Genomic DNA, 23,391 nt, shown 5'->3' with positions numbered 1-23,391 from the left:
CGACCGCAGCGACCGATCAGCGCGCCGCCAGGGCAGGACTGCCGAGCAGTTCGAACGCCCTGGCGGCGCTCTCGTGCGCCTGCAGGGGGAGGGTCCGCTCGCCGAGGCGGTCGCGCTCGGTCGCCGTGAGGCGCGCCGCCGCTGCTGCCTCGTGTGGTGTGCGGACGAGCGACGGGATGTCCTGACGGGAGGCGAGCGCACTGGCGAGCGCGACGAGCTCGGCGCCGACCAATCGCACTTCGTCGTCGTCCGAGCGGACGTACCAGGCGCCGAGGGCGACGACGGTGGAACCGAGCACCGGTCGGTCGAACCGGTTCGGGAGGAGGCGTCCCAGCGCGAGGGTGCGGGTGCGGACCCGCCGCACGAGACGCTGGACCTCGGTGGCGTCCGGGACGCCGTCCAGCACGGCGGCGGCGATCGCGGCGGAGCCGACGAGGGTGAACCACGGCGATCGTCGCGACTCACCCGGAGCGAACGCGACGAGCGCCTTCCCGTAGAGCTCGGCTCCCCGTGCGGCGTCGCCCTGGGCCCGCGCGATCTCGGCGAGACCGGCCCAGCCGATCGACCGGCGTTCGGGGAGCGGGGCGAACGCGGAGAACGAGACGTCGTCCGAGAGGAACCGGTCGAGCACGGTGGCGGCGGCGGCGTGGTCACCACGGGCGATGTCGCCGATCGCGATCAGCCACTCGAGTTGACGGAGGTCCGCCTCGGCACCGATCGCGGTCAGCCCCTCGGCAGCGCGGGCCGCCCAGATGAGCGCCTCCTCCGGCTCGTCGTTCTGGCTGTGCAGTTGGGCGAGCATGTGCGCACTCATGGCGGCGCCCCAGACATCTCCGAGCGTGAGCGAGAGGTCGTTCGCGCGCAGGGCGGCCGCTTCGGCGGCGCGCGGGTCGCCGTCGTTCTCCGCCGCCTGGGCCGACATGAGGTTTCCGAGGTTCGCGACGTGCGGGTCGGTCGACCGGGAGTACTCGCGGAGGAGGGCCTCCGCGCGTTCGGGGCGACCCGCGACCAGCAACAGGCTGACCATCGCGCGCATCCGTGGGGCCTGTGTCGTCCGCGCCCGTTCGAGTCGGCGGAGGACGCCGATCGCCCGCGCGGACGTGCGGGCATCGGTGGCGAGGAACGTCACGGTGATGATGGCGACGGCGATGGCGGGGGTGTCGGTCGACACCGACTCCGGGTCCTGGTGGCGGAGCACGTCGAGGACTGCCGCGCCGAAGACCAGGACCTCCTGATGCGCGCTGCGGATCGTCCAGAAGAGGGCGAGTGCTGCGAAGACCGGGGCGACGACATCGGCGCGATCCTCGGCGACGGCCCCGCGGAGCACGTCCACCAGGGTGTCCTGTTCGACGGCGAGGCGCGCGAACGCCGCCACCTGTCGAGGCTCTTGCATGGCGGGGAGGAGCGTCTCGGCGAGTGCGACCGCCCATGTCCGCGTGCGGTCGAGTACGAGGTCGTCCTCGTGCGCCTCGGCGGACTTGATCGCGCCGAACTCGCGGACCGTCTCCAGCATCCGGAATCGGACGGTCCCGGTGGCAGGGTCGTCCTGCACGGTGAGCAACGACTGGCCGACGAGCGCGTCGAGCGCCTCCACGACTTCGACCTCGGGGGCGAGCGCTGCAGTCGCCTCCAGATCGAAGCCGTCGGGAAATCTGGACATGCGACGGAGGACGACACGTTCGTGCTCGCCCAGGAGGTTCCAACTCCAGTCGATGACGGCGAGGAGGGTGCGGTGGCGCTCAGGAGCACTGCGATCACCGGCGGTCAGCAGGGTGAAGCGGTTCCCGAGTCGTCGCTCGATCTCCTCGACCGACATGGATCTGGTGCGCGCCGCCGCGAGTTCGATCGCCAGCGGGAGGCCGTCGAGTTTCGCGCACAGACGCGCCGCGACGTCGAGTGGCACATGGAGACCCGGACGGGCTGCGCGGGCACGCACGACGAACAGCCGCACCGCCGGGCCCGCGTGTTCGAGGTCGGTGCCGTCCACGGCGGCGTCCAGCGGGTCGAGCTGGTAGACGTGCTCGGCGGCGATCGACAACGGGCTCCGACTCGTCGCGAGGACGCGGAGGTCGCCGGCCCAGGCCAGCGCATCGGCGATCCAGCGTGCCGCCGCGTCCACGAGGTGCTCGCAGTTGTCCATCACGAGCAGCGTCGGCCGTTCCGAGAGTCGGTCGATGATGCGCTCGCGCAGTTCGACCGGTTGCACCATGATCGCTTCGCTCAGCCGACGCGGGGTCGGGGCCTCGCGGATGCCGAGTGCGGTCGCGACCGCGAGTGGCAGATCGTCCGGGTCCCGCACGCTCGCCAGTTCCACCACGACGACGCCGGGTGTGGTCGTGGTGGCACGCCGGGCGACCTCCTGGGCGAGTCGGGTCTTCCCGAGGCCACCGGGGCCGAGGATCGTGGTCAGGCGGACCTCGGACACGAGCGTGCCGATCGCGTCGAGGTCGGTGTCGCGACCGAGGAGTTCGTTCGGCGCCGTCCGGAGCCCGAGCACCATGCTGGAGACCCGGGTGGTCACCGGAGTGGCCACCGGCGGAGACGGCTCGACGGCGTCCTGCAGGAGCGCCGTGTGCGCCGCGACCAGTGCCGACGTCGGGTCGGCACCGAGTTCGTCGCGGAGCCGGTGACGGTGATCGGCGAAGAGCTGCATCGCGTCGGAGCGACGTCCGCTCTGCGCGTAGGCGTTGAAGAGCATCAGCTGGGTGGCGTCGTCGAGCGGGTCGGCGGCGACGAGGGCCTCGAGGTCGGTGATGACGGCTGCACCGTCGCCGAGCTCGAGGCGGCTCTGAGCACGCACCCGACGCAGCTCGTCACGGAGCCGTGCCGCGCGCTGCACCAGCTCCTCGCCGATCGGACCGTCCAGTTCAGCGCCGGGATCACCCGTCCAGAGGAGGAGCGCGTCCCGGGCGAGCATGTCGGCGGTTTCCGGGTCTGCGGCGCGGATGGCCGTCGACGCCGCGTCGGCCGCCCGCGCTGCGACGTGGAGGTCGACCATGGACTGGTCGATCGACAGTCGATAGCCGGCGGCCGAGGAGTCGATGAGGTCGGGTGCCGACACGGCGCGCACCCGTGAGACCAGGGTCTGCAGTGCAGCTTTCGCACCCGCGGGCGGTGCGTCGTCCCACAGCTCGTCGATGAGGGCGGCCGTCGACACGGCGCGCCCGTCCGCGAGCACCAGGATCGTCACCAGCGCTTTGGCGAGCCGGCCACCGGGTTCGACGAGCCGACCGGTGCGTCCCTCGACGAGCACCGGCCCCAGGACGGTCACTCGGAGGTTCGACGCAGGCACGTCACGAGTGTATCCAGGGCTGTATCCCGTACCGTCCCGGTCACTGAGCCGTCCCCGGTCACTGAGCCTGTCGGAGTGCGACCTGCCGACGAGTTCAGGGAACCGAGGCGTCAGCGCAGGGTCTTGCGGGCGGTGATCTGGCCGGTGTCGAAGCCGAGCAGGTGGAGGCCGCCGTGGAACCGGGCGTGCTCCACCTTGATGCAGCGGTCCATCACGACGTTCAGGCCCTTCGACTCGCCGTACTCGGCGGCCTCCTGGTTCCAGATGCCGAGCTGCACCCAGACGGTCGGAGCTCCGACGGCGACGACCTCGTCGATGACCTGGGGGATGTCACTCGCCTTGCGGAAGACGTCGACGATGTCGGGTACCTCCGGCAGGGAGGCGAGGTCGGGGTAGGCGGGCTGTCCGAGGATCTCCGTGGCGTTCGGGTTCACGAAGTAGATCCTGAAGTCGCTCGACTGCTGCAGGTAGGTGCCCACGAAGTACGAGGAACGCGCCGTGTTCGGGGAGGCGCCGACGATCGCGACGGACTTCGCCTCGCGGAGGAGCTTCAGGCGGGCCTTCGCGTCGGGGCCCGCCCAGGTGCGCTGCGAACGCAGCAGCTTCGCGAGCGGCGAATCGGCGGGCAGCGCGCAGGTGAGGCCGTTGGTGAGCCGGACCGTCTCGGTCGCGTCCTGGTCGGTCACGGTCGTGTCCTCACCGGTCACGGTCGCGTCCACACCGGTCACTGAGCTTGTCGAAGTGCTCATGCCACTACTCCTTCACCGCGGCTGCGAGCGCCTGGTCGAGGTCGTAGATGATGTCGTCAGGGTCCTCGATGCCGACGCTCAGTCGGACGATGCCCGGCAGCACACCGGCGTCGACGAGTTGCTGGTCGGACAGCTGCGCGTGTGTCGTCGATGCGGGGTGGATGATGAGCGTCTTCGCGTCGCCGATGTTCGCCAGGTGGCTCGCGAGGTCGACGGACTCGATGAGCTTCTGGCCGACCTGACGGCCACCCTTCACCTCGAAGCTGAAGACCGAGCCCGGCCCCTTCGGCAGGTACTTGTCCGCGCGCTCGTGGTGCGGGTGATCCGGGAGTCCGGCCCAGTTGACGGCGGCGATGCGCGGGTCGGCGTCGAGCCACTCGGCGACGATCCGCGCGTTGTCGACGTGGGCCTGGATCCGGAACGGCAGCGTCTCGACTCCCTGGGCGAGGAGGAAGGCCGAGTGCGGTGCGAGCGCCGGACCGATGTCGCGGAGCTGCTCGGCGCGCAGCCGGGTGAGGAAGGCGTACTCGCCGAAGTTGCCCGACCACTGCAGGCCGCCGTAGCTCGGGACGGGCTGACCGAACAGCGGGAACTTGTCGGTGTTCCAGTCGAAGCGCCCGCTCTCGACGACGACACCGCCGAGGGTCGTTCCGTGGCCGCCGAGGAACTTGGTGGCCGAGTGCGTGACGATGTCGGCACCCCACTCGATTGGGCGGTTGAGGTAGGGCGTCGCGATGGTCGAGTCGATGATGAGCGGAATGCTGTGCGCGTGCGCGACGTCCGCGAGGCCCTCGATGTCGGCGATCTCACCCGAGGGGTTCGCGACCGTCTCGGCGAAGACGAGCTTCGTGTTCTCCTGGATGGCGGCGGCGTAGTCGGCGGCGTCGGAGGACTGCACGAAGGTGGTCTCGATACCGAACCGGCGGAGGGTGACGTCGAGCTGCGTGATCGAGCCGCCGTAGAGGTTGGCCGAGGCGACGATGTGGTCGCCCTGTCCGGCCAGCGAGGCGAAGGTGATGTACTGCGCGGCGAGACCGGAGGCGGTCGCGACGGCACCGAGGCCGCCCTCGAGGCTGGCGATGCGCTCCTCGAAGCTCGCGACCGTCGGGTTGGCGAGGCGCGAGTAGATGTTCCCGTACTTCTGCAGGGCGAAGCGGGCGGCGGCGTCGGCGGTGTCGTCGAAGACGAAGGCGCTCGACTGGTAGATGGGCAGCGCCCGTGCGCCGGTCACCTGGTCGGGGATGTTGCCCGCGTGGATCGCACGCGTGCGGAAGCCATACTCACGATCTGCCATGCGTTCACGCTACCGGAGCACCGTCGAGCGCTTCACCGTGCTGCAACATTGCGTCGCATTCGACCGCACTGCACAGGGCCTGCCCAGGGCGTCGGCGTATCGTGTGGTGCACAGCCCTGATCGGGCTGCCGGACGAGGGCGCAGTACCCGGAACGCGACAAGACTGACCACTTTGGAGTGATCGTCATGTCGTGGATCGTACTCATCGCGTCCGGTGTCCTGGAAGCCGTCTGGGCCACCGCGCTCGGCAAGTCCGAGGGCTTCACGAAGCTCTGGCCGACCGTGACGTTCGCGGGGGCGCTCGTGCTCAGCATGGCCGGACTCGCCTGGGCCATGCGCGACATCCCGGTGGGCACCGCCTACGCGGTCTGGGTCGGGATCGGCGCAGCGCTCACCGTCGGCTACGCCATGACCTTCGGCGGCGAGCAGCTGTCGGTCGTCAAGGTGCTGCTCATCCTCGGGCTCATCGGCTGCGTCATCGGCCTGAAGATCGTGGGCGGCGAGCACTAGGGCGTGTCTGACAAAGAGGTCGGTGGTGGGCTGAGATGCTGGTCGGGTGCCCGTGGCAGACGGTGTGGACGTGGCACCATCGGATGGCCACGGGCTTCCCCTGGTCACGGCAATCACGCCCAGGACAGGCCGGTCATTCGCCGATGTCGATCCCGTTGCTGGAACAACTCCGGGTCCCGCGCCTCGTCGGCCGCCCTCGCACTCGGCCCGATGCGGTCCGCGGTGACAAAGCCTCTTCGTCACGCGCGATCCGGTCACACCTGCGCGGTCGCGGGATCAAGGCAGTGATCCCAGAACCCCGCGACCAGCAAGGTCATCGCAAGCGCCGCGGATCACGGGGTGGCAGACGCATCGGCCTGGACGCCGCCGACTGTAGGAACCGCAACGTGATTGAGCGCCGCTTCTGCTGCACCAAACAATGGCGCGGCCTCGCAACCCGCTACGACGAACATGCAATCACGTATCGCGCCGCCGTCCTCATCCACGCCGCCATCGCCTGGACTCGACGACTGTCACATGCGTCCTAGCGTTTGGGCGCGCGCAAGGAAAGCCACAGCGAGACGCCCAGTAGCGCAGTGAGCGGACGATAGAAGTGGCTGTCGAGCTGCCGGAAGGTGCGGCCCGCGGGAGGAAGACCCATTGCGGCGATGGCTGCGTTACCGCCAAACAGTGCGCGCATCAGCATGACTGTTCCTATCGCCCGAAGACCGAGCCGTTGTACACGGCCCTCTCCCAGAGCCCCCGACGCGAGAAGCGCCGCTCCGGCCGTCCCACCAGCGACCACCAGCGTCGGAGCAACGCCCGGCATCGGTCCGTGAGACCCGATCACAGCCTCAGCAAGGGTTTTCTCATCCTTTGCCGGCCACGGCGAGCCGGTTGCCCACACCGCATGGAGCACGGATACGCCAGCCAACCCGGTCGTGCTGAGGATTCGAGCTACGGTCCCCGCTACTTCGCGCATGACCCGACCCTAGATGAACGCCCGTAGAAGAGCACGTCGCCCGAGACCTCCAATAATCAGACACGGCCTAGCCGCGCTGGTCAGGCACGCACCCCTGCCTCAGGCCAGGTGCACCGCTCCGAGCGCGAGCACCGCGATGAGGAGCCAGGAGACGAGCCCGACGACGAGCGCGCGCCACCCGGTGGTGACGAGTGTGCGGACGCGGATCGCGGCACCGAGCGCGAAGAGCGCCATCGCCAGCAGTGCGGTCTGCACGCCGTCGGCGAGGTCGAGGACGAGCTCGGGCACCGGGAGCAGGGTTCGGACGAGCACCGCGGCGATGAAGCCCGCCACGAAGAGCGGGACGATCGGCGGTCGGGCTGCGGTCGCGGTTCCGTCGGTGTCGACCTGCGCACCGGCGCCGGCCGACACCGCCAGGAGTCGGCGGCGTTCGATCGTCGCGGCGGCGGCGACCATGGGGGCGAGGAGTACGACGCGGGTGAGCTTGACGACGACGGCGATCGCGAGTGCGCTCGTGCCGGCGATCTGGGCGGTCGCGACGACCTGACCCACGTCGTGCACACTCGCCCCCACCCAGTGGCCGAACTGCTCGTCGCTGAGACCGAGGGGGCCGCGGAGCGCCGGGAGGACGAAGATCGCGAGGGTCCCGCAGAGCGTGACGAGCGCGACAGGCGTCGCCTGCTCCTCGTCCTTCGCCTTCACGACACCGCTCATCGCGCCGATCGCGGAGGCGCCGCAGATGGAGAAGCCCGTGGCGATGAGGAGCGGTTCGGGGCCCGCGAGCCCGAGCCTCCGGCCGAGCCAGAGGGTGACGAAGAAGGTGACGACGACGATCGCCACCGTGGTGGCGAGCGTGACCCACCCCAGGCCGGCGATGTCGACGAGGCTCAGCTTCAGCCCCAGCAGGACGACACCGATCCGCATGAACCGCTTCGCGCTCATCCCGAGTCCCGGCTTCAGGACGCCCGCCGCGAGCCGCTGGAACGGCGGCAGCTGGCCCACCACCATGCCGAGCAGGACGCTCGCGGTCAGGAGCGGGACGACCGGCAGGAGGGTGTGGAGGCCCAGGGCGGCGAGCGCCGCGGCACCGGCGGCGAGCACCCCGGGGAGCGCCTTCATCGTCGTCCTCCCGTCACACCCATGACGGCAACCAGGCGTGCAGGTGCCAGAACCAGTAGGGCACGGTGATCGCGGTCCAGAGCGGATACCAGAAGATGCTCAACAGCGTCGTGATGGTCACGAACACCCCGATGACGCCGACGCCGGCGAACCGTCGTTCCTCCGGGTCGTCGCGGGACCCGAGGATCTTCCCGATCGCGAAGACGAGGGCCAGGATGAGGTACGGCTCGAAGACGATCGTGTAGAACTGGAACACCGTCCGGTTCAGGTAGAGCAGCCAGGGCAGGTACCCCGCTGCGACTCCGAGGACGATGAGCCCGACCTGCCACTCGCGGTACCGGACGAGCCGGTAGACGCAGTACCCGAGCGCGACAGCGGCGCCCCACCAAATGAGCGGGTTGCCGATCGAGGTGATCGCGGAGGAGCAGGCGTCCCACGCGCAGCCGTCGGTCCCGGTGGCGGGGGACTGGTAGTACATGCTCGTCGGCCGGATCATGAGCAGCCAGCCGAGCGGGTTCGCGGCGTAGGGGTGCGGGGTGCTGAGGCCGACGTGGAAGCTGTAGGCGCTCTGGTGGTAGTGGAGGAGGCTCTGGAACCAGTGGGGGACCCACGCGAAGGTGCCGGTCCACGCGTTCCCCACCGCGTCCGCCCATTGGCGGTCGTACCCGCCGGACGTCCTGATCCACCCGGTCCAGCTGGCGAGGTACACGACGGCGGCCACGGGGACGAGGGTCACGAAGGACACGGGGCCCTGTTTGAGGACCGCCGCGCTCGCCCACAGGCTGAGGCCCAGTCGGCGTCGGAGCAGGAGATCTGTGACGATCACGTACACGCCGAACGCAGCGAGGAAGTACAGTCCGTTCCATTTGACCGCGGTGGCCGCGCCGAACGCGACCCCTGCGGCGAGCAGCCACGGCCGCCACCAGAGGACGGGACCCCAGGCCGGATCGGCGCCCCTCGCCCGGGCTGACGCGACCTTCGCCGCCAGGCGTGACGCGTGCCACGACCGGTCCAACAGGATCGCGCCGAATCCCGCCAGCACGAAGAACATGACGAAGTTGTCGAGCAGCGAGACCCGGGCCATGACGATCGCGTGCCCGTCGATCGCGAACAGGAACCCGGCCAGGACGGCGAGGATCGAGGAAGTGAACAACCGCTTGGCGATGAGCGTGACGAGCAGGACCGCGAGCGTTCCGGCGATCACGGTGGAGATGCGCCACCCGGTGCTGTCGTCGATGCCGAACACGGCGATGCCGAGCGCGATCAGCCACTTACCGAGCGGTGGGTGTACGACGTAGGAGGGGTTCGTGCTCGGGCTGCCCGCGTCGCCGTTCGCGAAGCCCTCGTCCGCCCCGTCCGGCCAGGTACTCTCGTAGCCGTTCAGCCACAGCGACCACGAGTCCTTCACGTAGAAGGTCTCGTCGAAAACGAGCGAGTGCGGGTGACCGAGGTTCCAGAACCGCAGCACGAACGCGAGGAGCGTCACGGCGGCCGGGCCGCCCCAGATCCAGAGCTTCCTGCGGCGTTCGGTGCGAAGCATCCGCTCCCACCATCGGTCGAGGCGGGATCCCGTCTCAGGGGCTTTCACGAGATCGACCGACACCGTCTCATCTAACCACCCCGACCGGATGGGAGACTGGTCCGGTGATCATCCTCGGAGCGACCCCCATCGGCAACCTCGGCGATGCGTCGCCACGACTCCGGGAGGCGCTGGCCGCGGCTGAGGTCATCGTCGCCGAGGACACCAGGACGGCCATCCACCTGCTGCGCGCCCTCGGTGTGGAATCGCGGCCGCGGCTCATCGCCATGCACGACCACAACGAGCGCGAACGTGCGGCCGAGATCGTCGAACTGGCCCGCGAGACCGACGTCCTCGTGCTCAGCGACGCCGGCATGCCGACCGTGTCCGACCCCGGCTTCCACCTCGTCGACGCGGCGGCGGCCGCAGACGTCCAGGTCACCGCGATCCCCGGGCCGTCGGCGGTGGTGACGGCGCTCGCCGTGTCCGGTCTCGCGACGGACCGCTTCACCTTCGAGGGGTTCCTCCCGCGGAAGCCAGGCGACCGGCGCAGCAGCCTCCGAGCGCTCGCGACCGAGCCGCGCACGATGGTGTTCTTCGAGTCGCCCAACCGACTGGCCTCCTCCCTCGAGGACATCGCCTCCGTGCTCGGTGCCGATCGTCGCGTGGCGGTGTGCCGTGAGCTCACCAAGCTGTTCGAGGAGGTCAAGCGGGGGACGGCCGCTGAACTGGCCGAGTGGGCGTCCGGCGGTGTGAAGGGCGAGATCTGCATCGTCATCGCCGGTGCGGAGGCCGTCGAAGCCGATCCGGCCACCGCGCTCGAGCAGGTGCTCGCGCTCGTGGCCTCGGGCACGCGCCTGAAGGACGCTTCGAACGAGGTCGCCGAGGCCACCGGTCTCTCGAAGCGCGACCTGTACCAGGCGGCCCTCGCAGCCCGGCCCCCGAAGGCGTCGCCGGACGCGCAGGTTCGTCCCGCACCGTAACAGGCATGGTGGCGACGCCCGCTCGTCCTAGGATTGACCCCATGGCCGACGGCACCTCGTTCTACATCACCACGCCCATCTTCTACGTCAACGATGCCCCGCACATCGGGCACGCCTACACGGAGGTGGCCGCGGACGTCCTCGCGCGCTGGCACCGTCAGGCCGGCGACCGCACCTGGTTCCTGACCGGGACCGACGAGCACGGCCAGAAGATCCTGCGCACGGCGACCGCGAACGGCGTGACGCCGAAGGAGTGGGCCGACAAGCTCGTCAGCGAGTCCTGGTACCCGCTGCTCGACACGATCGACATCTCGAACGACGACTTCATCCGCACGACGGACGAACGGCACGAGCAGAACGTCCAGCTCTTCCTCCAGCGTCTGTACGACGCCGGCTTCATCTACACCGGTGAGTTCGAGGGGTACTACTGCGTCGGCTGTGAGGAGTACAAGCAGGAGAGCGACCTCGTGCAGGGCACCGGCGAGTACGTCGGGCAGCTCGTGTGCGCGATCCACTCGAAGCCGGTCGAACTGCTCCAGGAGAGCAACTACTTCTTCCGCATGAGCGACTTCGCCGAACGCCTGCTGGCCCTCTACGAGGAGCGACCGGAGTTCGTGCAGCCGGAGTCTGCGCGCAACGAGGTCGTCCAGTTCGTGCGCCAAGGGCTCAAGGACCTGTCCATCTCCCGGTCGACCTTCGACTGGGGCATCAAGGTCCCGTGGGACGAGAGCCACGTCGTCTACGTGTGGTTCGACGCCCTGCTCAACTACATCACCGCCGCCGGGTACGGCTCCGACGAGGAGGCGTTCGCCGAGCGCTGGCCCGCCACGCAGATCGTCGGCAAGGACATCCTGCGGTTCCACGCGGTCATCTGGCCGGCCATGCTCATGGCCGCCGGGCTCGAGGTGCCGAAGCGGGTCTTCGGTCACGGCTGGCTGCTCGTCGGCGGCGAGAAGATGTCGAAGTCGAAGCTCACCGGTATCGCACCGAGTGAGATCACCGACACCTTCGGCTCCGACGCGTTCCGCTACTACTTCATGCGCGCCATCGCCTTCGGGCAGGACGGTTCGTTCAGCTGGGAGGACCTCTCCGCGCGGTACCAGGCGGAGCTCGCGAACGGCTTCGGCAACCTCGCGTCGCGCGTGCTCGCCATGGTGACGCGGTACTTCGACGGCGTCGTGCCGGCGAGTGGCCCTGCCGAACCGGCCGACGTGGCCATCCAGGAGACGGTCGCCCGGGCTGCAGTCGACGCCGACGCCGCGATCGAGCGCCTCGCCATCCAGGACGCGCTCGCTGCCATCTGGCGGATCGTCGACGAGCTGAACGGCTACATCACCGAGCAGGAGCCGTGGGCGCTCGCGAAGGACGAGGCCAAGCGGGAGCGGCTCGGCACCGTGCTCGCCACGGCGGTCGAGGGCCTGCGCGCCCTGTCGGTCCTGCTCCACCCCTTCGTCCCGAAGGCGACCACCAAGCTGTGGTCCGCCCTCGGCGCCGAAGCCGCCCTCGGCGAGCTCGGGGCACAGCGCATCGGCGATGTCGGCACCTGGGGGCAGCTGCCCGCCGGCACCTCGGTGGCAGGGCTCGAGCCCCTGTTCCCGCGGATCGAGGCCGTCGCCGAATGAGCGGGGGCGTCGCGCCGGATCCGGCCGCCACACCGCACCTGCGGCAGCGCGAAGCGGGGGAGCGGAAGCAGCTGAGCTACCCCGAGGCACCTGAGGCGCTGCCGGTCGCGGTCTACGACAACCACACGCACCTCGAGCACGCCGACGGCGACGCCCCGCTGACCCCGTCGGAGCACTTGGACCGCGCGGGCTCCGTCGGGGTCCGAGGCATCGTGCAGGTCGGCACCGACGTCGAGACCTCCCGTTGGTCGGCGGCGATCGCCGCTCGTGACCCCCGTGTGCTCGCGGCGGTCGCGATCCATCCCAACGACGCGCCGGACCTCGACCGCGCGGGCACCCTGGACGAGGCGCTGGCCGAGATCGACCGTCTGGCGGCGGAGCCTCGCGTCCGCGCCGTCGGCGAGACCGGCCTCGACTTCTTCCGCACCGAGGAGGACGGCCGAGCGGCGCAGTTCGCGTCGTTCGAAGCGCACATCGCCATCGCGAAGCGCCACGGTATCGCGCTGCAGATCCACGATCGCGACGCCCACGACGAGGTCGTCGAGACGCTCCTGCGGGTGGGCGCCCCGGAACGCACCGTCTTCCACTGTTTCTCGGGCGGCCCGGAGCTCGCCCAGCTGTGCGCCGAGCACGGCTGGTACGCCTCCTTCGCCGGGACGGTGACGTTCAAGAACGCCGCACCGCTGCGTGAGGCGCTCGCGATCATGCCCCGCGAGTTGATCATGGTCGAGACCGACGCGCCCTACCTCACGCCCGCCCCGTTCCGCGGTCGGCCGAACGCGCCGTACCTCCTCCCGTACACGGTGCGCGGCATGGCCGAGCACCTGGGTGAGGACGTCGCAGCGTTCGCGACGCAGCTCGCGACGAACACCGAGCGCGTCTACGGCTCCTGGGCCGACTGAGCGACTGAGCCCGTCGCCGAGCCGCGCGCCCGTCGCCCGACGAGGACCGGCTCCCCGATCAGGGATACTGGAGGGATGACCGCCTCCGTCGCCCTGCTCGGCCCCGCCGAGATCCGAGATCTCGCCACCCTGCTGGACGTGACGCCGACGAAGAAGCTCGGTCAGAACTTCGTCATCGACGCGAACACCGTCCGCAAGATCGTGTCGGTCGCGCACGTCGCTCCGGGCGACGTCGTCGTCGAGATCGGCCCCGGCCTCGGCTCGTTGACCCTCGGCCTGCTCGAGGCCGACGCGAGCGTCGTCGCCGTCGAGATCGACGGTCGGCTCGCCAAGCAGCTGCCGCTCACCGTGGGGGAGATGGCACCGGGCATGATCGACCGGTTGTCGGTCGTCCACGAGGACGCGATGCGCATCGAGGAACTCCCCGCGCAGCCCAACCGACTCGTCGCCAACCTGCCGTACAACATCTCCGTTCCCGTCCTCCTGCACTTCCTGGAGCACTTCACCTCGCTGACGGCCGGTGTCGTCATGGTGCAGGCCGAGGTCGGCTACCGACTCGCCGCGGTCCCCGGCAGCAAGGTCTACGGCGCCCCGAGCGCGAAGGCCGCCTGGTACGGCGCGTGGCGCATCGCCGGCCAGGTGAGCCGCCAGGTGTTCTGGCCCATCCCGAACGTCGACTCCGTGCTCGTCGGATTCGAGCGACGCAGCGACGTCATCGGCACCGAGGAGGAGCGTGTCAAGACCTTCGCGCTCATCGACGCGGCGTTCCAGCAGCGCCGCAAGATGCTCCGGCAGGCACTCGGGAGCGTCCTCGGCAGCTCCCAGGCCGCGACGGAGCAGATGGAGGCCGCCGGGGTGAAGCCGACGGCGCGCGGCGAGGAGCTCACGGTCCACGACTTCCTGTCGATCGTGCGTGCGGGACGATAACGTTGGCGCATGACCGCTGATGCTCGATTCCCGCTGAACGTCCCTGACATCCACCGCCCGTACGCTGCGGCGGACGACCGCTACGCGCGGAACGACTACCGCCAGGTCGGCACCTCGGGCCTCTTCCTCCCGCCGATCTCGCTCGGCCTCTGGTACAACTTCGGCGACAACCGGCCGTTCGACGGGCAGCGCGCGCTGCTGCGCCACGCGTTCGACCACGGCATCACCCACTTCGACCTCGCGAACAACTACGGCCCGCCCTACGGTTCCGCCGAGACGAACTTCGGTCGCATGATGCGCGAGGACTTCGGTCCGTACCGCAACGAGCTCATCATCTCCTCGAAGGCCGGCTACGACTTCTGGCCAGGCCCGTACGGCAACTTCGGTTCGAAGAAGTACCTGACCGCGAGCCTCGACGAATCGCTCGAGCGGATGGGTCTCGACTACGTCGACATCTTCTACTCGCACCGGGTCGACGAGGTCACGCCCATCGAGGAGACCGTGGGCGCGCTCGACGCGATCGTGCGCTCCGGCAAGGCCCTGTACGTCGGCATCTCCTCGTACTCGGCCGAGCGGACCGCCGCCGCGCACGCCGTCGCTCGCGAGCTCGGCACGCCGCTCGTGATCCACCAGCCGTCGTACTCGATCCTCAACCGCTGGGTCGAGGACGGCCTCACCGAGGTGCTGACCGAGACCGGCCTCGGCGCGATCGCCTTCGTGCCGCTCGCGCAGGGCCTGCTCACCGACAAGTACCTCGGCGACGGCCCGGCCGAACGCGCGACGAACCGTCCCTCCCTGCCCGACCGCCAGGTGAGCGAGGAGATGGCGACCCGCCTCCGGTCCCTCAACGACATCGCCGTGGAGCGTGGGCAGACCCTCGCGCAGATGTCGCTCGCCTGGGTCCTCAACAACCCCGCGATCACCTCCGCCCTCATCGGCGCCTCCCGCCCCGAGCAGCTCGACGAGAACCTGGCGGCGCTCGACGGCCCCGCGTTCACGACCGAGGAGCTCGAGGAGATCGACCGACTCGCGGAGGGCGCCGACGTCAACATCTGGGCGGACTCCTCCGACAAGTGACGCGGTCTGAGGCGCCTGCTCGATCGACTAACTTGGAACAATGACCACCGAGGCCATCCTCAAGCACGTCCACGTGCGAGCACCGGGGAAGATCAACGTATTCCTCAAAGTCGGCGAAGTGATGGACGACGGCTACCACGACGTCGCGACCGCGTACCAGGCGATCTCCTTGTACGAGGACGTGCACGCGTACCCGGCCGACGACTTCAGCGTGTCGTTCTCCGGCTCGGTGGACGTGTCGGGTGTGCCGACCGACACGAGCAACCTCGCCATCCGCGCCGCGAAGGCCCTCGCGCGCCGGACGGGGTACCGCGGCGGTGTCCGGCTCGAGATCGAGAAGCACGTCCCGGTCGCCGGCGGGATGGGCGGCGGCTCAGCCGACGCGGCGGCCACGCTGCTCGCCTGTGACGCCCTCTGGGGGACCGAACGCAGCCGCGACGACCTCCTGGCGCTGGCGGCGCGCCTCGGCGCGGACGTTCCCTTCGCGCTGCTCGGCGGCACCGCGGTCGGCACCGGCCGCGGCGACCAACTGAGCAGTGCGTTGGCCAAGGGGCAGTTCGAGTGGGTGCTCGCCCTCGCCGACTTCGGGATGTCGACCCCGCAGGTCTACCAGGAGCTCGACGCCCACCGGGCGCGGCACATCCTCGACATCTCGCCGTCCGGTCGTCAGCCGACGGTCGACGCCGCGGTGCTCCAGGCATTGCGGGCGGGCGACGCCCACCTCCTCGGCGAGGTCCTCTACAACGACCTGCAGGCCGCCGCGCTGCAGCTGCGCCCGGTGCTGGGCGAGGTGCTCGAGTTCGGCGACTCGCAGGGCGCCCTCGGCAGCCTCGTCTCCGGCTCCGGGCCGACGATCGCCTTCCTGGCGGCCGACACCGACGACGCCGTCGAACTGCAGGTGACGCTCGCCTCGTCCGGGCTGAAGGTCATCCGAGCCCACGGACCGGTCCACGGCGCCCGCATCGTCTCGCAGAGCTGAGACACGGCCCGCACGAACGAAGCAGCCCCGGTCGGAGATCCGACCGGGGCTGCTGTCCGAGGTGGTGCGGTTCAGGCAGCGACGCCGCGCACGCGGAGCGAGTTCTCGATGATCGTGAGCCCCTCCATGCCGGGGAGCTTCGCGATGTGCCCGTCGATGCGGCGCACCTCGGCCAGGCCGTCCTCGTCGCCGAAGAGGTGTCCCATGACGTGCGTGACCTCGGAGTCGGGCATGACGCCGGAACCGACGGGGCCCCACACCTTGCGGAGGAGGAACCGGGTGAGTCGACGTGCGCTCTTCGACGACTCCAGGCGTGCCCTGGCCTGGCTCGCGTAGAACGCCACGTGACGCGTCTCCTGCTTCGCGATCCGCTTGAGGAGCACCGAGAGCACCGGGTGCCGCTCCAACTGCGCGAGGCGGGTGTACGCGGCGGTCGCGGACCACTCGTTCGCCGCGCCCCAGCTCATGTGCACCGCGATGAAGTCGGTGCCCACGAGGTTGCCGAGGATCGATTGCTTGATGGGGTCGAGACGGTCCTTCCAGCCGAGCTTCAGGCGCGTCGCCTTGAGCTCGTCGAAGTCGACCGTGATGTCGTGGGCGGCGAGGACGGCGGCGAGCGCCTCCCCGTGCCAGAACTCTTCACGGTTCCACATCGTCATGAACGCGCCGACCTCGTCGTCCTCATGGGACGGCGTCATGAGCATGTCGCGCAGATAGCAGACCGTGTGGTACTCGATGTCGCACATGTAGCGCAGGCTGCGCAGGGTGGAAGCGGGGAGCGGGTTCGTCTTGAACTCGTCGAAGTCGAGGTCGCTCCAGTTCACCGAGACACTCGTCTCGGTGAACTTGTCGATGTCAAACGCCATGTGCGGTGGGGCGGTCGGGGATCGTGTCCTCGGCCGTCCGCTCTCCTCTCGGCTGTGCGGGGCGCGGTGCGCGGGTCAGTTCGTCTTCGGAGCGGACGCCTCCGGTGGTTCGTGCCCATTCTCGCACCGTCCACCGCCCGGCCTGCGCCAGCTTGTACAGGGTGTGGTCGGGGTTGACGGCGACCGGGTTCCCGACCAGCTGCAGCCAGGCGGCGTCCGCATGGGAGTCGCCGTAGCCGTAGGAGTGCGCGAGGTCCATGCCGTGCTGCTCGGCGTACTGGGTGAGCCAGGCGCCGCGCGCTTCGTCGACGAGCGGCGGGCTGTCGAGGTAGCCCGTGAGGCGACCGTTCTCGGCGTGCATCGCCCCGGCCACGACCTCGTCGAAGAACGGCTCGAGCGGAGCCGTCATGAGGTCGATGGTTCCCGTGACGAGGATCGTCCGGTGACCGGCCGCCCGGTGCGCGGCGATCTGCTCGAGCGCCTGGGGGAGGAGGCGGGACCGCACGGCCTTGCCGAAGCCGCCCCGGACGATCTTCTCGAGCTGCGCCACGTCGACGCCCTCGTAGCGGCGCATGAACGTACGGATGAACTCACCGCGGTCGCGGAGTTCAGCACCGATGTACCCCGGCATGGAGGCGCCGAGCGCAGCGATCTCGATGGGCCAGCGCGACCGCGAGGTCGCGGCGAGCCGCAGCCAGAGGTACTGCTCGATGAGGTTCCAGGCGAGCACCGTGCCCTCGAGGTCGAACACCGCGAGGACGTCGTCGCGCACGGGCAGGATCTTCTGCTGCTTCGCGGCGCCCGCCTTGCGGTTGGCGAAGGCGCGGGTGAGGGTCGTGACGGCGGGGAAGTGGATGCGCTGGAAGTAGTCGTCCCAGTCGATCGTCGTGACGTCGAACCCGCGGTCCGCCTGCTGCTCGGGCGTCAGCGAGGCGTGCAGGGCACGGGTGCGCTGGTCGTCGAAGACGATCTCGCTCTGCACGTAGGAGCGGTAGAGCCCGGTGAAGTCGCGGAGCGAGCCGAGGTCGCTCGACGCCTTGCGGATCCGGTCCTGCCACCCGCGGGTGGTCGCGTTCGCCGGCAGGTGGGAGACGACCCGGCCGGCAGCCGTCGTCGCCTTCTGCCGCCGGTCGATGGAGCGCTCGATCGCGCGCCCGCCGGGGAAGTTCCAGGTCGGCACGCTGATGTCGCCGGCGTCCGCCGGGATCGGGTGCTCGGTGAAGTAGCTGTGCACGTTCGCGTACATCTTGTGGAACGGCAGCGGGTTGCTGGCTCCTGAGCTCACGTGGAAGTAGCGCGCCGCAGCCGGCTCCGGTGGGGTCTGGGCCGCGGCGAGGATCGCGTTGACGACGAAGTCGACGGGGATGATGTCGAGCACGCTGTCGGGGAGGCCCGGGAAGTCGGGCAGCTGTCCGCGGCCGTAGGCGATGATCAGCGGGTCGGCGACCTTGTAGCCGTCGATCCAGCCGGGGAAGGGGTGCGCGAGCGCGCTCTCGATGATCGAGGGGCGCACGACGGAGAGTCGGTTGCCCTCGCCGGCCCAGCGCTCTTCGGCGACCCGCTCGGCCATGGCCTTCGTGAAGGTGTAGACGTCGGTCCAGCCGAGGCTCTCGGCGCGTGCGCGGCCGTGGGCGACGAGTCGGGCGTCGACCCAGGCGATGCGTGCGGCCTCGGCGGCGTTCGAGACGGCCTGGGGGCCGGCCTTGCCGTGCTCGCGGCGGGCGGTCTGCATGAGCTTGCGCAGGACCTCCGGACGACGGGACGACTCCTCGGTGCGGACGCGCGCCGAGCGGGCTGCCTCGGCCTCGACGCGCCAGTCGACGTCGTGTGCGAGGCTGCGTTCCGGCTGGATGCCCTTCCGCGTGCCGCCGACGTAGGCGGTTGAGACGTGGACGACGTGCGGGGTCGCGCCGCTCTTCGCGAGCGCCGCGTACAGGGTGGTCGCGCCGCCGACGTTCGTGGCGAAGGCCTCGTCGATCGGCGGGTCGAAGGAGACGGTCGACGCGCTGTGGATGACGACGTCGAGGTCGGCCGGCAGTGCCATCTCGTCGAGGCCACCCTCGATCACGCTGACGCGTTCGGCCACGATCGCCGCAGCGGCTTCAGCGCCGACGCGTTCGCGCCAGGCCTTGAACACCGGCTTGCGGAACAGGGTCTGGAGACGGTCGCTTCCGCGCACCGACCCCTTCTTCCGGATGAGCAGGCTGACACGGGTGGTCGGGTGATCGGCGAGCAGGCGCTCGAGCACCGCCTGACCGAGGAAACCGGTTCCGCCGGTGACGAGCACGTGCGCGCCGTCGAGGGCGTCCGGGGCGGTGGCGGGCTGCTCAGCGGCCGGCTGCTGAGCCTCGGGCTCCTGCGTGTCGGGCTGCTCGGCGTCTGGCGTGGGGGTGTCGGTCATCGGTTCTCCTCGAGGCTGCCGCGGCGTCCGCGGCGGGCGAGTCTTGCGGCGAGATGGAGGCCCGACTGACCGGGCAGCGCGTCGATCGACGCGTCGATGCCGAGGACGGCGGGGTCGCTCCAGGTGGCGGTACTGCGGAACACGAGCGCGGCGAACCGTGCCGTCTGTCGGGGGCCGTTCGCATCGGAGCCGGTGGGCCACACGGCGTTCCGGATGCGGCGACGGGTGATGCCCTGCGCACGGGGCGACGCGGCGAGGCGGTCGCTCGCTTGTGCGGTGAAGAATTCGAGGTGCCTGGCCTTCGTCTCGAGGATCTCGTCGATGAGACGGTCGAGCACGGGGTGCGGCTCGCGCTCGCGCACCGTGCGGTACGCCGCGTGGGTGATGAGGTCGTCGATCGTCCCGATCGTCATGTGCCAGGCGATGATGTCCTCGCCGAGCACGTTCGCGATGAGGGCCTGGCCGATGGGCGCGAAGCGGTCGCGCACGCCGTGGACGGTGCGGCGGAGACCCGTCGAACGCGTCTTGTCGCGCGGGGTCCCGTTCGCCTTGAGCACGGTGTCGAGGGTGTCGGTGATCCAGTACTTCTCGTACGCCCAGGTGATGAGGAACGCGGTGACCCTGGCGTCCTTGTGGGTGGGGGTGACGAGCACTCCGCGGAGGTACTGCATGGTCGCGCGCTCGATGTCCGACAGGGCCCGGAGGAGCGCGACCGTCTCAGCACTCAGCGGCGTTTCGGCGAACGCCTCGGCGTCGATCTCCTTGCGACGACTGCCGACGGCGGACTTCGCGTAGTCGCGGACGCTGAACCCGTGGGCAGGCCGCAGCATGGCGCTCTCCTGCTCCGCGTCCTCGAGGGCTGCGGGTGCTGTTCCGCGCGGCGAATCCCGGTTCACCATGGCGTCTCCGTTCCGTGACGATCCGACCTCATCACTGTAGCTTGCAACGATACGCAACGCGTAGCGTATTCTGATCCCCATGGCTACAGCTCTCGTCACCGGTGGGACGTCCGGCATCGGTGCCGCGTTCGCCACGGCGCTCGCCGGACGGGGCTTCGACCTGGTGCTCGTCGCCCGTGATGTCGAGCGGCTCGAGCGATCGGCCGAGCGACTGCGCGCGACCGGTCGCACCGTCGAGGTGATCAGTGCCGACCTCTCGGACCGCGCCGACGTCGCGAGACTCGCCGCACGGATCGAGGACCAGGCGTCGCCGATCGAGGTCGTCGTGAACAACGCCGGGTTCGGCGTGCACGCCCGCCTCACCGATCCCGACACGAGCGAGCTCGACAACGCGATCGAGGTCATGTGCCGGAGCGTCACCACCCTCTCGGGCGCCGCGGCCCGCGCCATGCGGGAACGCGGACGCGGCACCATCATCAACGTCTCGAGCACGGCGGGGTACATCACCACCGGCGGCTACTCCGCGGTGAAGGCGTTCGTCACCACCTACACCGAGGCGCTCGCCGTCGAGCTCGCCGGCTCGGGTGTCCGCGTGACGGCCCTGTGCCCCGGATGGGTCCGCACCGAGTTCCACGATCGCGCCGGCATCAGCACCCGCTCGATCCCGTCGGGTCTGTGGATCGATGTGGACCGGCTCGTCGCCGACGCCCTCCGCGACGCCGGGAGGGGGGTCGTCGTCTCCATCCCGAGCTTCCGCTTCAAAGCCCTCATGGCCCTCGTCAAGTTCGCGCCCCGTGCGTCCATCCGGTGGATCTCCGGCCGGATGTCCTCGAGCCGTCGAGCCGCCAACGCCGCCCAGTCAGGAGCCCGCCGATGACCGCAGAGCCGCGGTTCACCTCCTCCCTCCACGCCAACGCGCGCTTCGTCGCCCAGCGTCTGCTGCTGAAGCCTCTCGTGTGGTCGCTGACCCGCGTGACGGTGACGGGTCGCGAGCGCCTGTCGGGCGTGACCGGGCCGTACATCGTCGTCGCCAACCACCAGTCGCACCTCGACGCACCGCTCGTCGTCGGGGCCATGCCTCGTCGGCTGTCGCGCTACCTCGCCGCCGGCGTGGCGGCCGACTACTTCTTCGACGTCCCCGCCCGTCGGATCTTCGCCGCGCTCTTCTTCAACGCCTTCCCGGTGGACCGCTCGGGCGACCGCAAGCGTGCAGGCGTGTCTCGGCAGCTGCTCGAGAGCGGCGTCCCGATCCTGATCTTCCCCGAGGGCGGCCGGTCGCGGACGGGCGAGCTCGGCCGGTTCAAGCCCGGTGCCGCGGCACTCGCCACCCGCCAGGGCATCCCCTGCCTCCCGGTGGCCGTCCTCGGCACCCACTCCGCCATGCCGAAGGGTCGCAACTGGCCCGTCCCCGGACGACCGCCGGTGCGCGTCGTCTTCGGGCAACCGATCCACCCGCAGCCGAACGAGACGCCCGTCCAGCTCATGGACCGCGTCGTCGCCGAGATCGTCGCGCTGCGCGCCTCGGTCGAGCCGGGAGCACACGTTTCGATCGACACACCACGAAAGGAAGCCGGATGACGTCTGTGGAGCACATGAAGTGGTGGGGCTGGGGAGTCGAAGGGGTCGCCTTCGAGCACAGCAACAAGCCGGACTTCGCGCCGTTCGTGAAGCAGGCCGTCGGTCTCGACCTCCGGAAGCCGGCGCAGGCCCACCTCAGCTTCGACGAGCTCACCGTCCCCGCATCGCGCGCGTCCGAGGAGTTCATCGCCGAGCTCTCGACGCTCGTCGGTCAGGGTCACGTGACCACGGACGACCAGGAGCGCGTCGTCCACACCTACGGCAAGAGCATCCGCGACCTGCTGCGGATCCGCGCGAACGACCTGCCCCGCACGCCCGACCTCGTCGTGTACCCGGCTGACGAGGCCGAGGTCGCGTCGGTCGTCGCTGCAGCCGTCGCCGCAGACGCCGTGATCATCCCGTTCGGCGGTGGCACCAACATCGCCGGCTCGCTCGACCCCCAGCCGACGGAGGAGCGGGTCATCATCTCGCTCGACCTCGGTCGGCTCGACCGCGTCCTGTCGATCGACGAGGGCTCCGGTCTCGCCACCATCCAGGCCGGTGCGCAGGGCCCCTCGATCGAGGAGCAGCTCGGCGCCAAGGGCTGGACGATGGGCCACTTCCCCGACAGCTTCACGCACTCCACGCTCGGCGGATGGGTCGCGACCCGCTCCTCGGGCATGCAGTCCGACAAGTACGGCGACATCGCCGACATCACCAAGGGTCTGCGGATGGTGCGCCCGAACGGCATCGTGGCGATCCGCCCTGTCCCGAGCGCGTCGACCGGACCGAGCGTCCGCGAGATGATCATCGGCAGCGAGGGTCGACTCGGCATCATCACCGAGGTCACCGTGCAGGTCCACCGGACGCCGGCCGTCCGCGAGGTCCTCGGCTACTTCTTCCCCACCTGGGAGGCAGGGCTCGCGGCGATGCACGAGATCGCGGAGAGCGACGCCAGCCCCTCGGTCACCCGGGTGTCGAACGCCCGGGAGAGCGGCTTCTCGCTCGCGACCCGCAAGGCCAGCACCGGCGTCTCGGCGCAGGTCACCAAGGGGCTCATGAAGGTGCTCACGGCCAGGGGTTGGGACCTCGAGCAGCTGTGCCTCTCCTTCATCGGCTACGAGGGCAGCGCGTCGCACGTGCGATACGAGAAGGGCCTCGTCGGCTCGATCGTCCGGAAGCACGGCGGCATCGGCGTCGGCAAGGGCCCCGGCGCCCTCTACGACCAGAAGAAGTTCGACACCCCGTACCTGCGCGACTTCCTCCTCGACCGCGGAGCCGCGGCGGACGTCTCGGAGACCGCAGCGCCCTGGTCGCGCCTGCAGGAGGTCTACGACGCCGCGAACGACGCCGCCAACGCCGCGTACGACAAGCTCGGGGTGCACGGATGGATCATGTGCCACCTCTCGCACTCGTACCACTCCGGCGCGTGCCTGTACTTCACGTTCGCGTTCATCACCGGCGACGACCCGATCGGCGAGTACGAGCAGGTCAAGTCGGCGATCCAGCAGTCCTTCGTCGACCACGGTGGCACCCTCTCGCACCACCACGCGGTCGGCGTCGAGCACTCGCCGTGGATGGAGCAGGACATCTCGACCGAGGGCGTCGCGATCATGCGCGGCCTCTTCGACAGCGCGGACCCCGGCTCGAACTTCAACCCCGGCAAGATCCTCGCGGACTGAGCCCGGTCGCTGAGTGGTCCTCCGGTCCTGAGTGATTCCTCCGGTTTCTGAG

19 protein-coding genes, 1 pseudogene and 1 riboswitch are annotated in these 23,391 nt (G+C 69.9%); of the genes and pseudogenes, 11 read left to right on the top strand and 9 right to left on the bottom strand.

What is annotated here, in order from left to right:
* Nucleotides 1–16 precede the first annotated feature (16 nt).
* From RWN05_RS05805 to RWN05_RS05795, 3 genes are all read right to left on the bottom strand, one after another.
* A complete protein-coding gene (locus tag RWN05_RS05805; RefSeq protein WP_314138929.1) occupies nucleotides 17–3,292 on the bottom strand; it encodes a BTAD domain-containing putative transcriptional regulator in 3,276 nt (1,091 codons plus the stop codon).
* Nucleotides 3,293–3,402: 110 nt separating this feature from the next.
* The gene (locus tag RWN05_RS05800; RefSeq protein ID WP_399542882.1) at nucleotides 3,403–4,041 is read right to left on the bottom strand and encodes a CoA-binding protein; all 639 of its coding nucleotides are present in this window, start codon (nucleotides 4,039–4,041) and stop codon (nucleotides 3,403–3,405) included.
* Between the two features lie 4 nt (nucleotides 4,042–4,045).
* Nucleotides 4,046–5,335, bottom strand: a complete 1,290-nt coding sequence (locus RWN05_RS05795; protein ID WP_314138928.1) for an O-acetylhomoserine aminocarboxypropyltransferase/cysteine synthase family protein — start codon at nucleotides 5,333–5,335, stop codon at nucleotides 4,046–4,048.
* Between the two features lie 108 nt (nucleotides 5,336–5,443).
* Nucleotides 5,444–5,507, top strand: a riboswitch (guanidine-III (ykkC-III) riboswitch).
* Between the two features lie 14 nt (nucleotides 5,508–5,521).
* On the opposite strand from RWN05_RS05795, the gene RWN05_RS05790 reads away from it, so the two are divergent.
* Both RWN05_RS05790 and RWN05_RS05785 read left to right on the top strand, forming a co-directional pair.
* Entirely contained in the window at nucleotides 5,522–5,845 is a 324-nt protein-coding gene (locus RWN05_RS05790; RefSeq protein WP_079003866.1) for a multidrug efflux SMR transporter, read from the top strand.
* A gap of 82 nt (nucleotides 5,846–5,927) precedes the next feature.
* Nucleotides 5,928–6,372 (top strand): annotated as a pseudogene (locus RWN05_RS05785) (transposase); the annotation flags it as partial.
* Here RWN05_RS05785 and RWN05_RS05780 read toward each other — a convergent pair.
* The 3 genes from RWN05_RS05780 to RWN05_RS05770 form a co-directional block, all read right to left on the bottom strand.
* The gene (locus RWN05_RS05780) at nucleotides 6,369–6,806 is read right to left on the bottom strand and encodes a DUF3995 domain-containing protein (RefSeq protein WP_314138927.1); all 438 of its coding nucleotides are present in this window, start codon (nucleotides 6,804–6,806) and stop codon (nucleotides 6,369–6,371) included. The pseudogene RWN05_RS05785 and the gene RWN05_RS05780 overlap by 4 nt on opposite strands.
* A gap of 99 nt (nucleotides 6,807–6,905) precedes the next feature.
* Nucleotides 6,906–7,925, bottom strand: a complete 1,020-nt coding sequence (locus RWN05_RS05775) for a YeiH family protein (RefSeq protein ID WP_071261120.1) — start codon at nucleotides 7,923–7,925, stop codon at nucleotides 6,906–6,908.
* 13 nt (nucleotides 7,926–7,938) lie between these two features.
* The gene (locus RWN05_RS05770; protein ID WP_079003867.1) at nucleotides 7,939–9,465 is read right to left on the bottom strand and encodes a dolichyl-phosphate-mannose--protein mannosyltransferase; all 1,527 of its coding nucleotides are present in this window, start codon (nucleotides 9,463–9,465) and stop codon (nucleotides 7,939–7,941) included.
* A 104-nt stretch (nucleotides 9,466–9,569) separates the two neighbouring features.
* On the opposite strand from RWN05_RS05770, the gene rsmI reads away from it, so the two are divergent.
* The 6 genes from rsmI (at nucleotide 9,570) to RWN05_RS05740 (ending at nucleotide 15,934) form a co-directional block, all read left to right on the top strand.
* Entirely contained in the window at nucleotides 9,570–10,427 is an 858-nt protein-coding gene (gene rsmI, locus RWN05_RS05765) for a 16S rRNA (cytidine(1402)-2'-O)-methyltransferase (RefSeq protein ID WP_124768941.1), read from the top strand.
* Nucleotides 10,428–10,468: 41 nt separating this feature from the next.
* On the top strand, nucleotides 10,469–12,049 hold the full coding sequence (gene metG / locus RWN05_RS05760) for a methionine--tRNA ligase (RefSeq protein ID WP_314138922.1): 1,581 nt from the start codon (nucleotides 10,469–10,471) through the stop codon (nucleotides 12,047–12,049).
* A complete protein-coding gene (locus tag RWN05_RS05755; protein WP_285039339.1) occupies nucleotides 12,046–12,951 on the top strand; it encodes a TatD family hydrolase in 906 nt (301 codons plus the stop codon). Before metG ends, RWN05_RS05755 begins: the two co-directional genes overlap by 4 nt.
* A gap of 75 nt (nucleotides 12,952–13,026) precedes the next feature.
* Nucleotides 13,027–13,878 (top strand): 16S rRNA (adenine(1518)-N(6)/adenine(1519)-N(6))-dimethyltransferase RsmA, encoded by an 852-nt coding sequence (gene rsmA, locus RWN05_RS05750; RefSeq protein ID WP_071261112.1) that lies wholly within the window; start codon nucleotides 13,027–13,029, stop codon nucleotides 13,876–13,878.
* Nucleotides 13,879–13,887: 9 nt separating this feature from the next.
* Nucleotides 13,888–14,955 carry an L-glyceraldehyde 3-phosphate reductase gene (gene mgrA / locus RWN05_RS05745; protein WP_064296494.1) on the top strand — a complete coding sequence of 356 codons (1,068 nt, stop codon included), beginning with the start codon at nucleotides 13,888–13,890 and terminating at the stop codon, nucleotides 14,953–14,955.
* 40 nt (nucleotides 14,956–14,995) lie between these two features.
* Nucleotides 14,996–15,934 carry a 4-(cytidine 5'-diphospho)-2-C-methyl-D-erythritol kinase gene (locus RWN05_RS05740; protein WP_064296493.1) on the top strand — a complete coding sequence of 313 codons (939 nt, stop codon included), beginning with the start codon at nucleotides 14,996–14,998 and terminating at the stop codon, nucleotides 15,932–15,934.
* A gap of 71 nt (nucleotides 15,935–16,005) precedes the next feature.
* On the opposite strand, the gene RWN05_RS05735 is transcribed toward RWN05_RS05740, so the two are convergent.
* Genes RWN05_RS05735 through RWN05_RS05725 form a run of 3 tightly spaced genes read right to left on the bottom strand, consistent with a single transcriptional unit; the run spans nucleotide 16,006 to nucleotide 20,100 of the window.
* Nucleotides 16,006–16,800, bottom strand: coding sequence for a hypothetical protein (locus tag RWN05_RS05735; RefSeq protein ID WP_056007527.1), 795 nt, complete (start codon nucleotides 16,798–16,800; stop codon nucleotides 16,006–16,008).
* Nucleotides 16,790–19,201 carry an SDR family oxidoreductase gene (locus tag RWN05_RS05730; protein ID WP_314138916.1) on the bottom strand — a complete coding sequence of 804 codons (2,412 nt, stop codon included), beginning with the start codon at nucleotides 19,199–19,201 and terminating at the stop codon, nucleotides 16,790–16,792. Before RWN05_RS05730 ends, RWN05_RS05735 begins: the two co-directional genes overlap by 11 nt.
* Nucleotides 19,198–20,100: a hypothetical protein gene (locus RWN05_RS05725; RefSeq protein WP_121289874.1), complete on the bottom strand. Its 903-nt coding sequence runs from the start codon at nucleotides 20,098–20,100 to the stop codon at nucleotides 19,198–19,200. The genes RWN05_RS05730 and RWN05_RS05725 overlap by 4 nt, the downstream gene beginning before the upstream one ends.
* A 79-nt stretch (nucleotides 20,101–20,179) precedes the next feature.
* On the opposite strand from RWN05_RS05725, the gene RWN05_RS05720 reads away from it, so the two are divergent.
* From RWN05_RS05720 to RWN05_RS05710, 3 genes are read left to right on the top strand one after another with little or no spacing between them, the layout of a single operon-like run.
* The gene (locus RWN05_RS05720) at nucleotides 20,180–20,977 is read left to right on the top strand and encodes an SDR family oxidoreductase (RefSeq protein ID WP_071261108.1); all 798 of its coding nucleotides are present in this window, start codon (nucleotides 20,180–20,182) and stop codon (nucleotides 20,975–20,977) included.
* Nucleotides 20,974–21,678: a 1-acyl-sn-glycerol-3-phosphate acyltransferase gene (locus tag RWN05_RS05715; protein WP_071261107.1), complete on the top strand. Its 705-nt coding sequence runs from the start codon at nucleotides 20,974–20,976 to the stop codon at nucleotides 21,676–21,678. The genes RWN05_RS05720 and RWN05_RS05715 overlap by 4 nt, the downstream gene beginning before the upstream one ends.
* Complete coding sequence (locus RWN05_RS05710) at nucleotides 21,675–23,339, top strand: FAD-binding oxidoreductase (protein ID WP_064296489.1); 1,665 nt, start codon at nucleotides 21,675–21,677, stop codon at nucleotides 23,337–23,339. Before RWN05_RS05715 ends, RWN05_RS05710 begins: the two co-directional genes overlap by 4 nt.
* The last annotated feature ends 52 nt before the right edge of the window (nucleotides 23,340–23,391 follow it).

Source organism: uncultured Plantibacter sp. (assembly GCF_963518075.1).
Classification (GTDB): Bacteria; Actinomycetota; Actinomycetes; order Actinomycetales; family Microbacteriaceae; genus Plantibacter; species Plantibacter flavus_A.
This window is presented reverse-complemented; position numbering and strand designations above follow the sequence as displayed.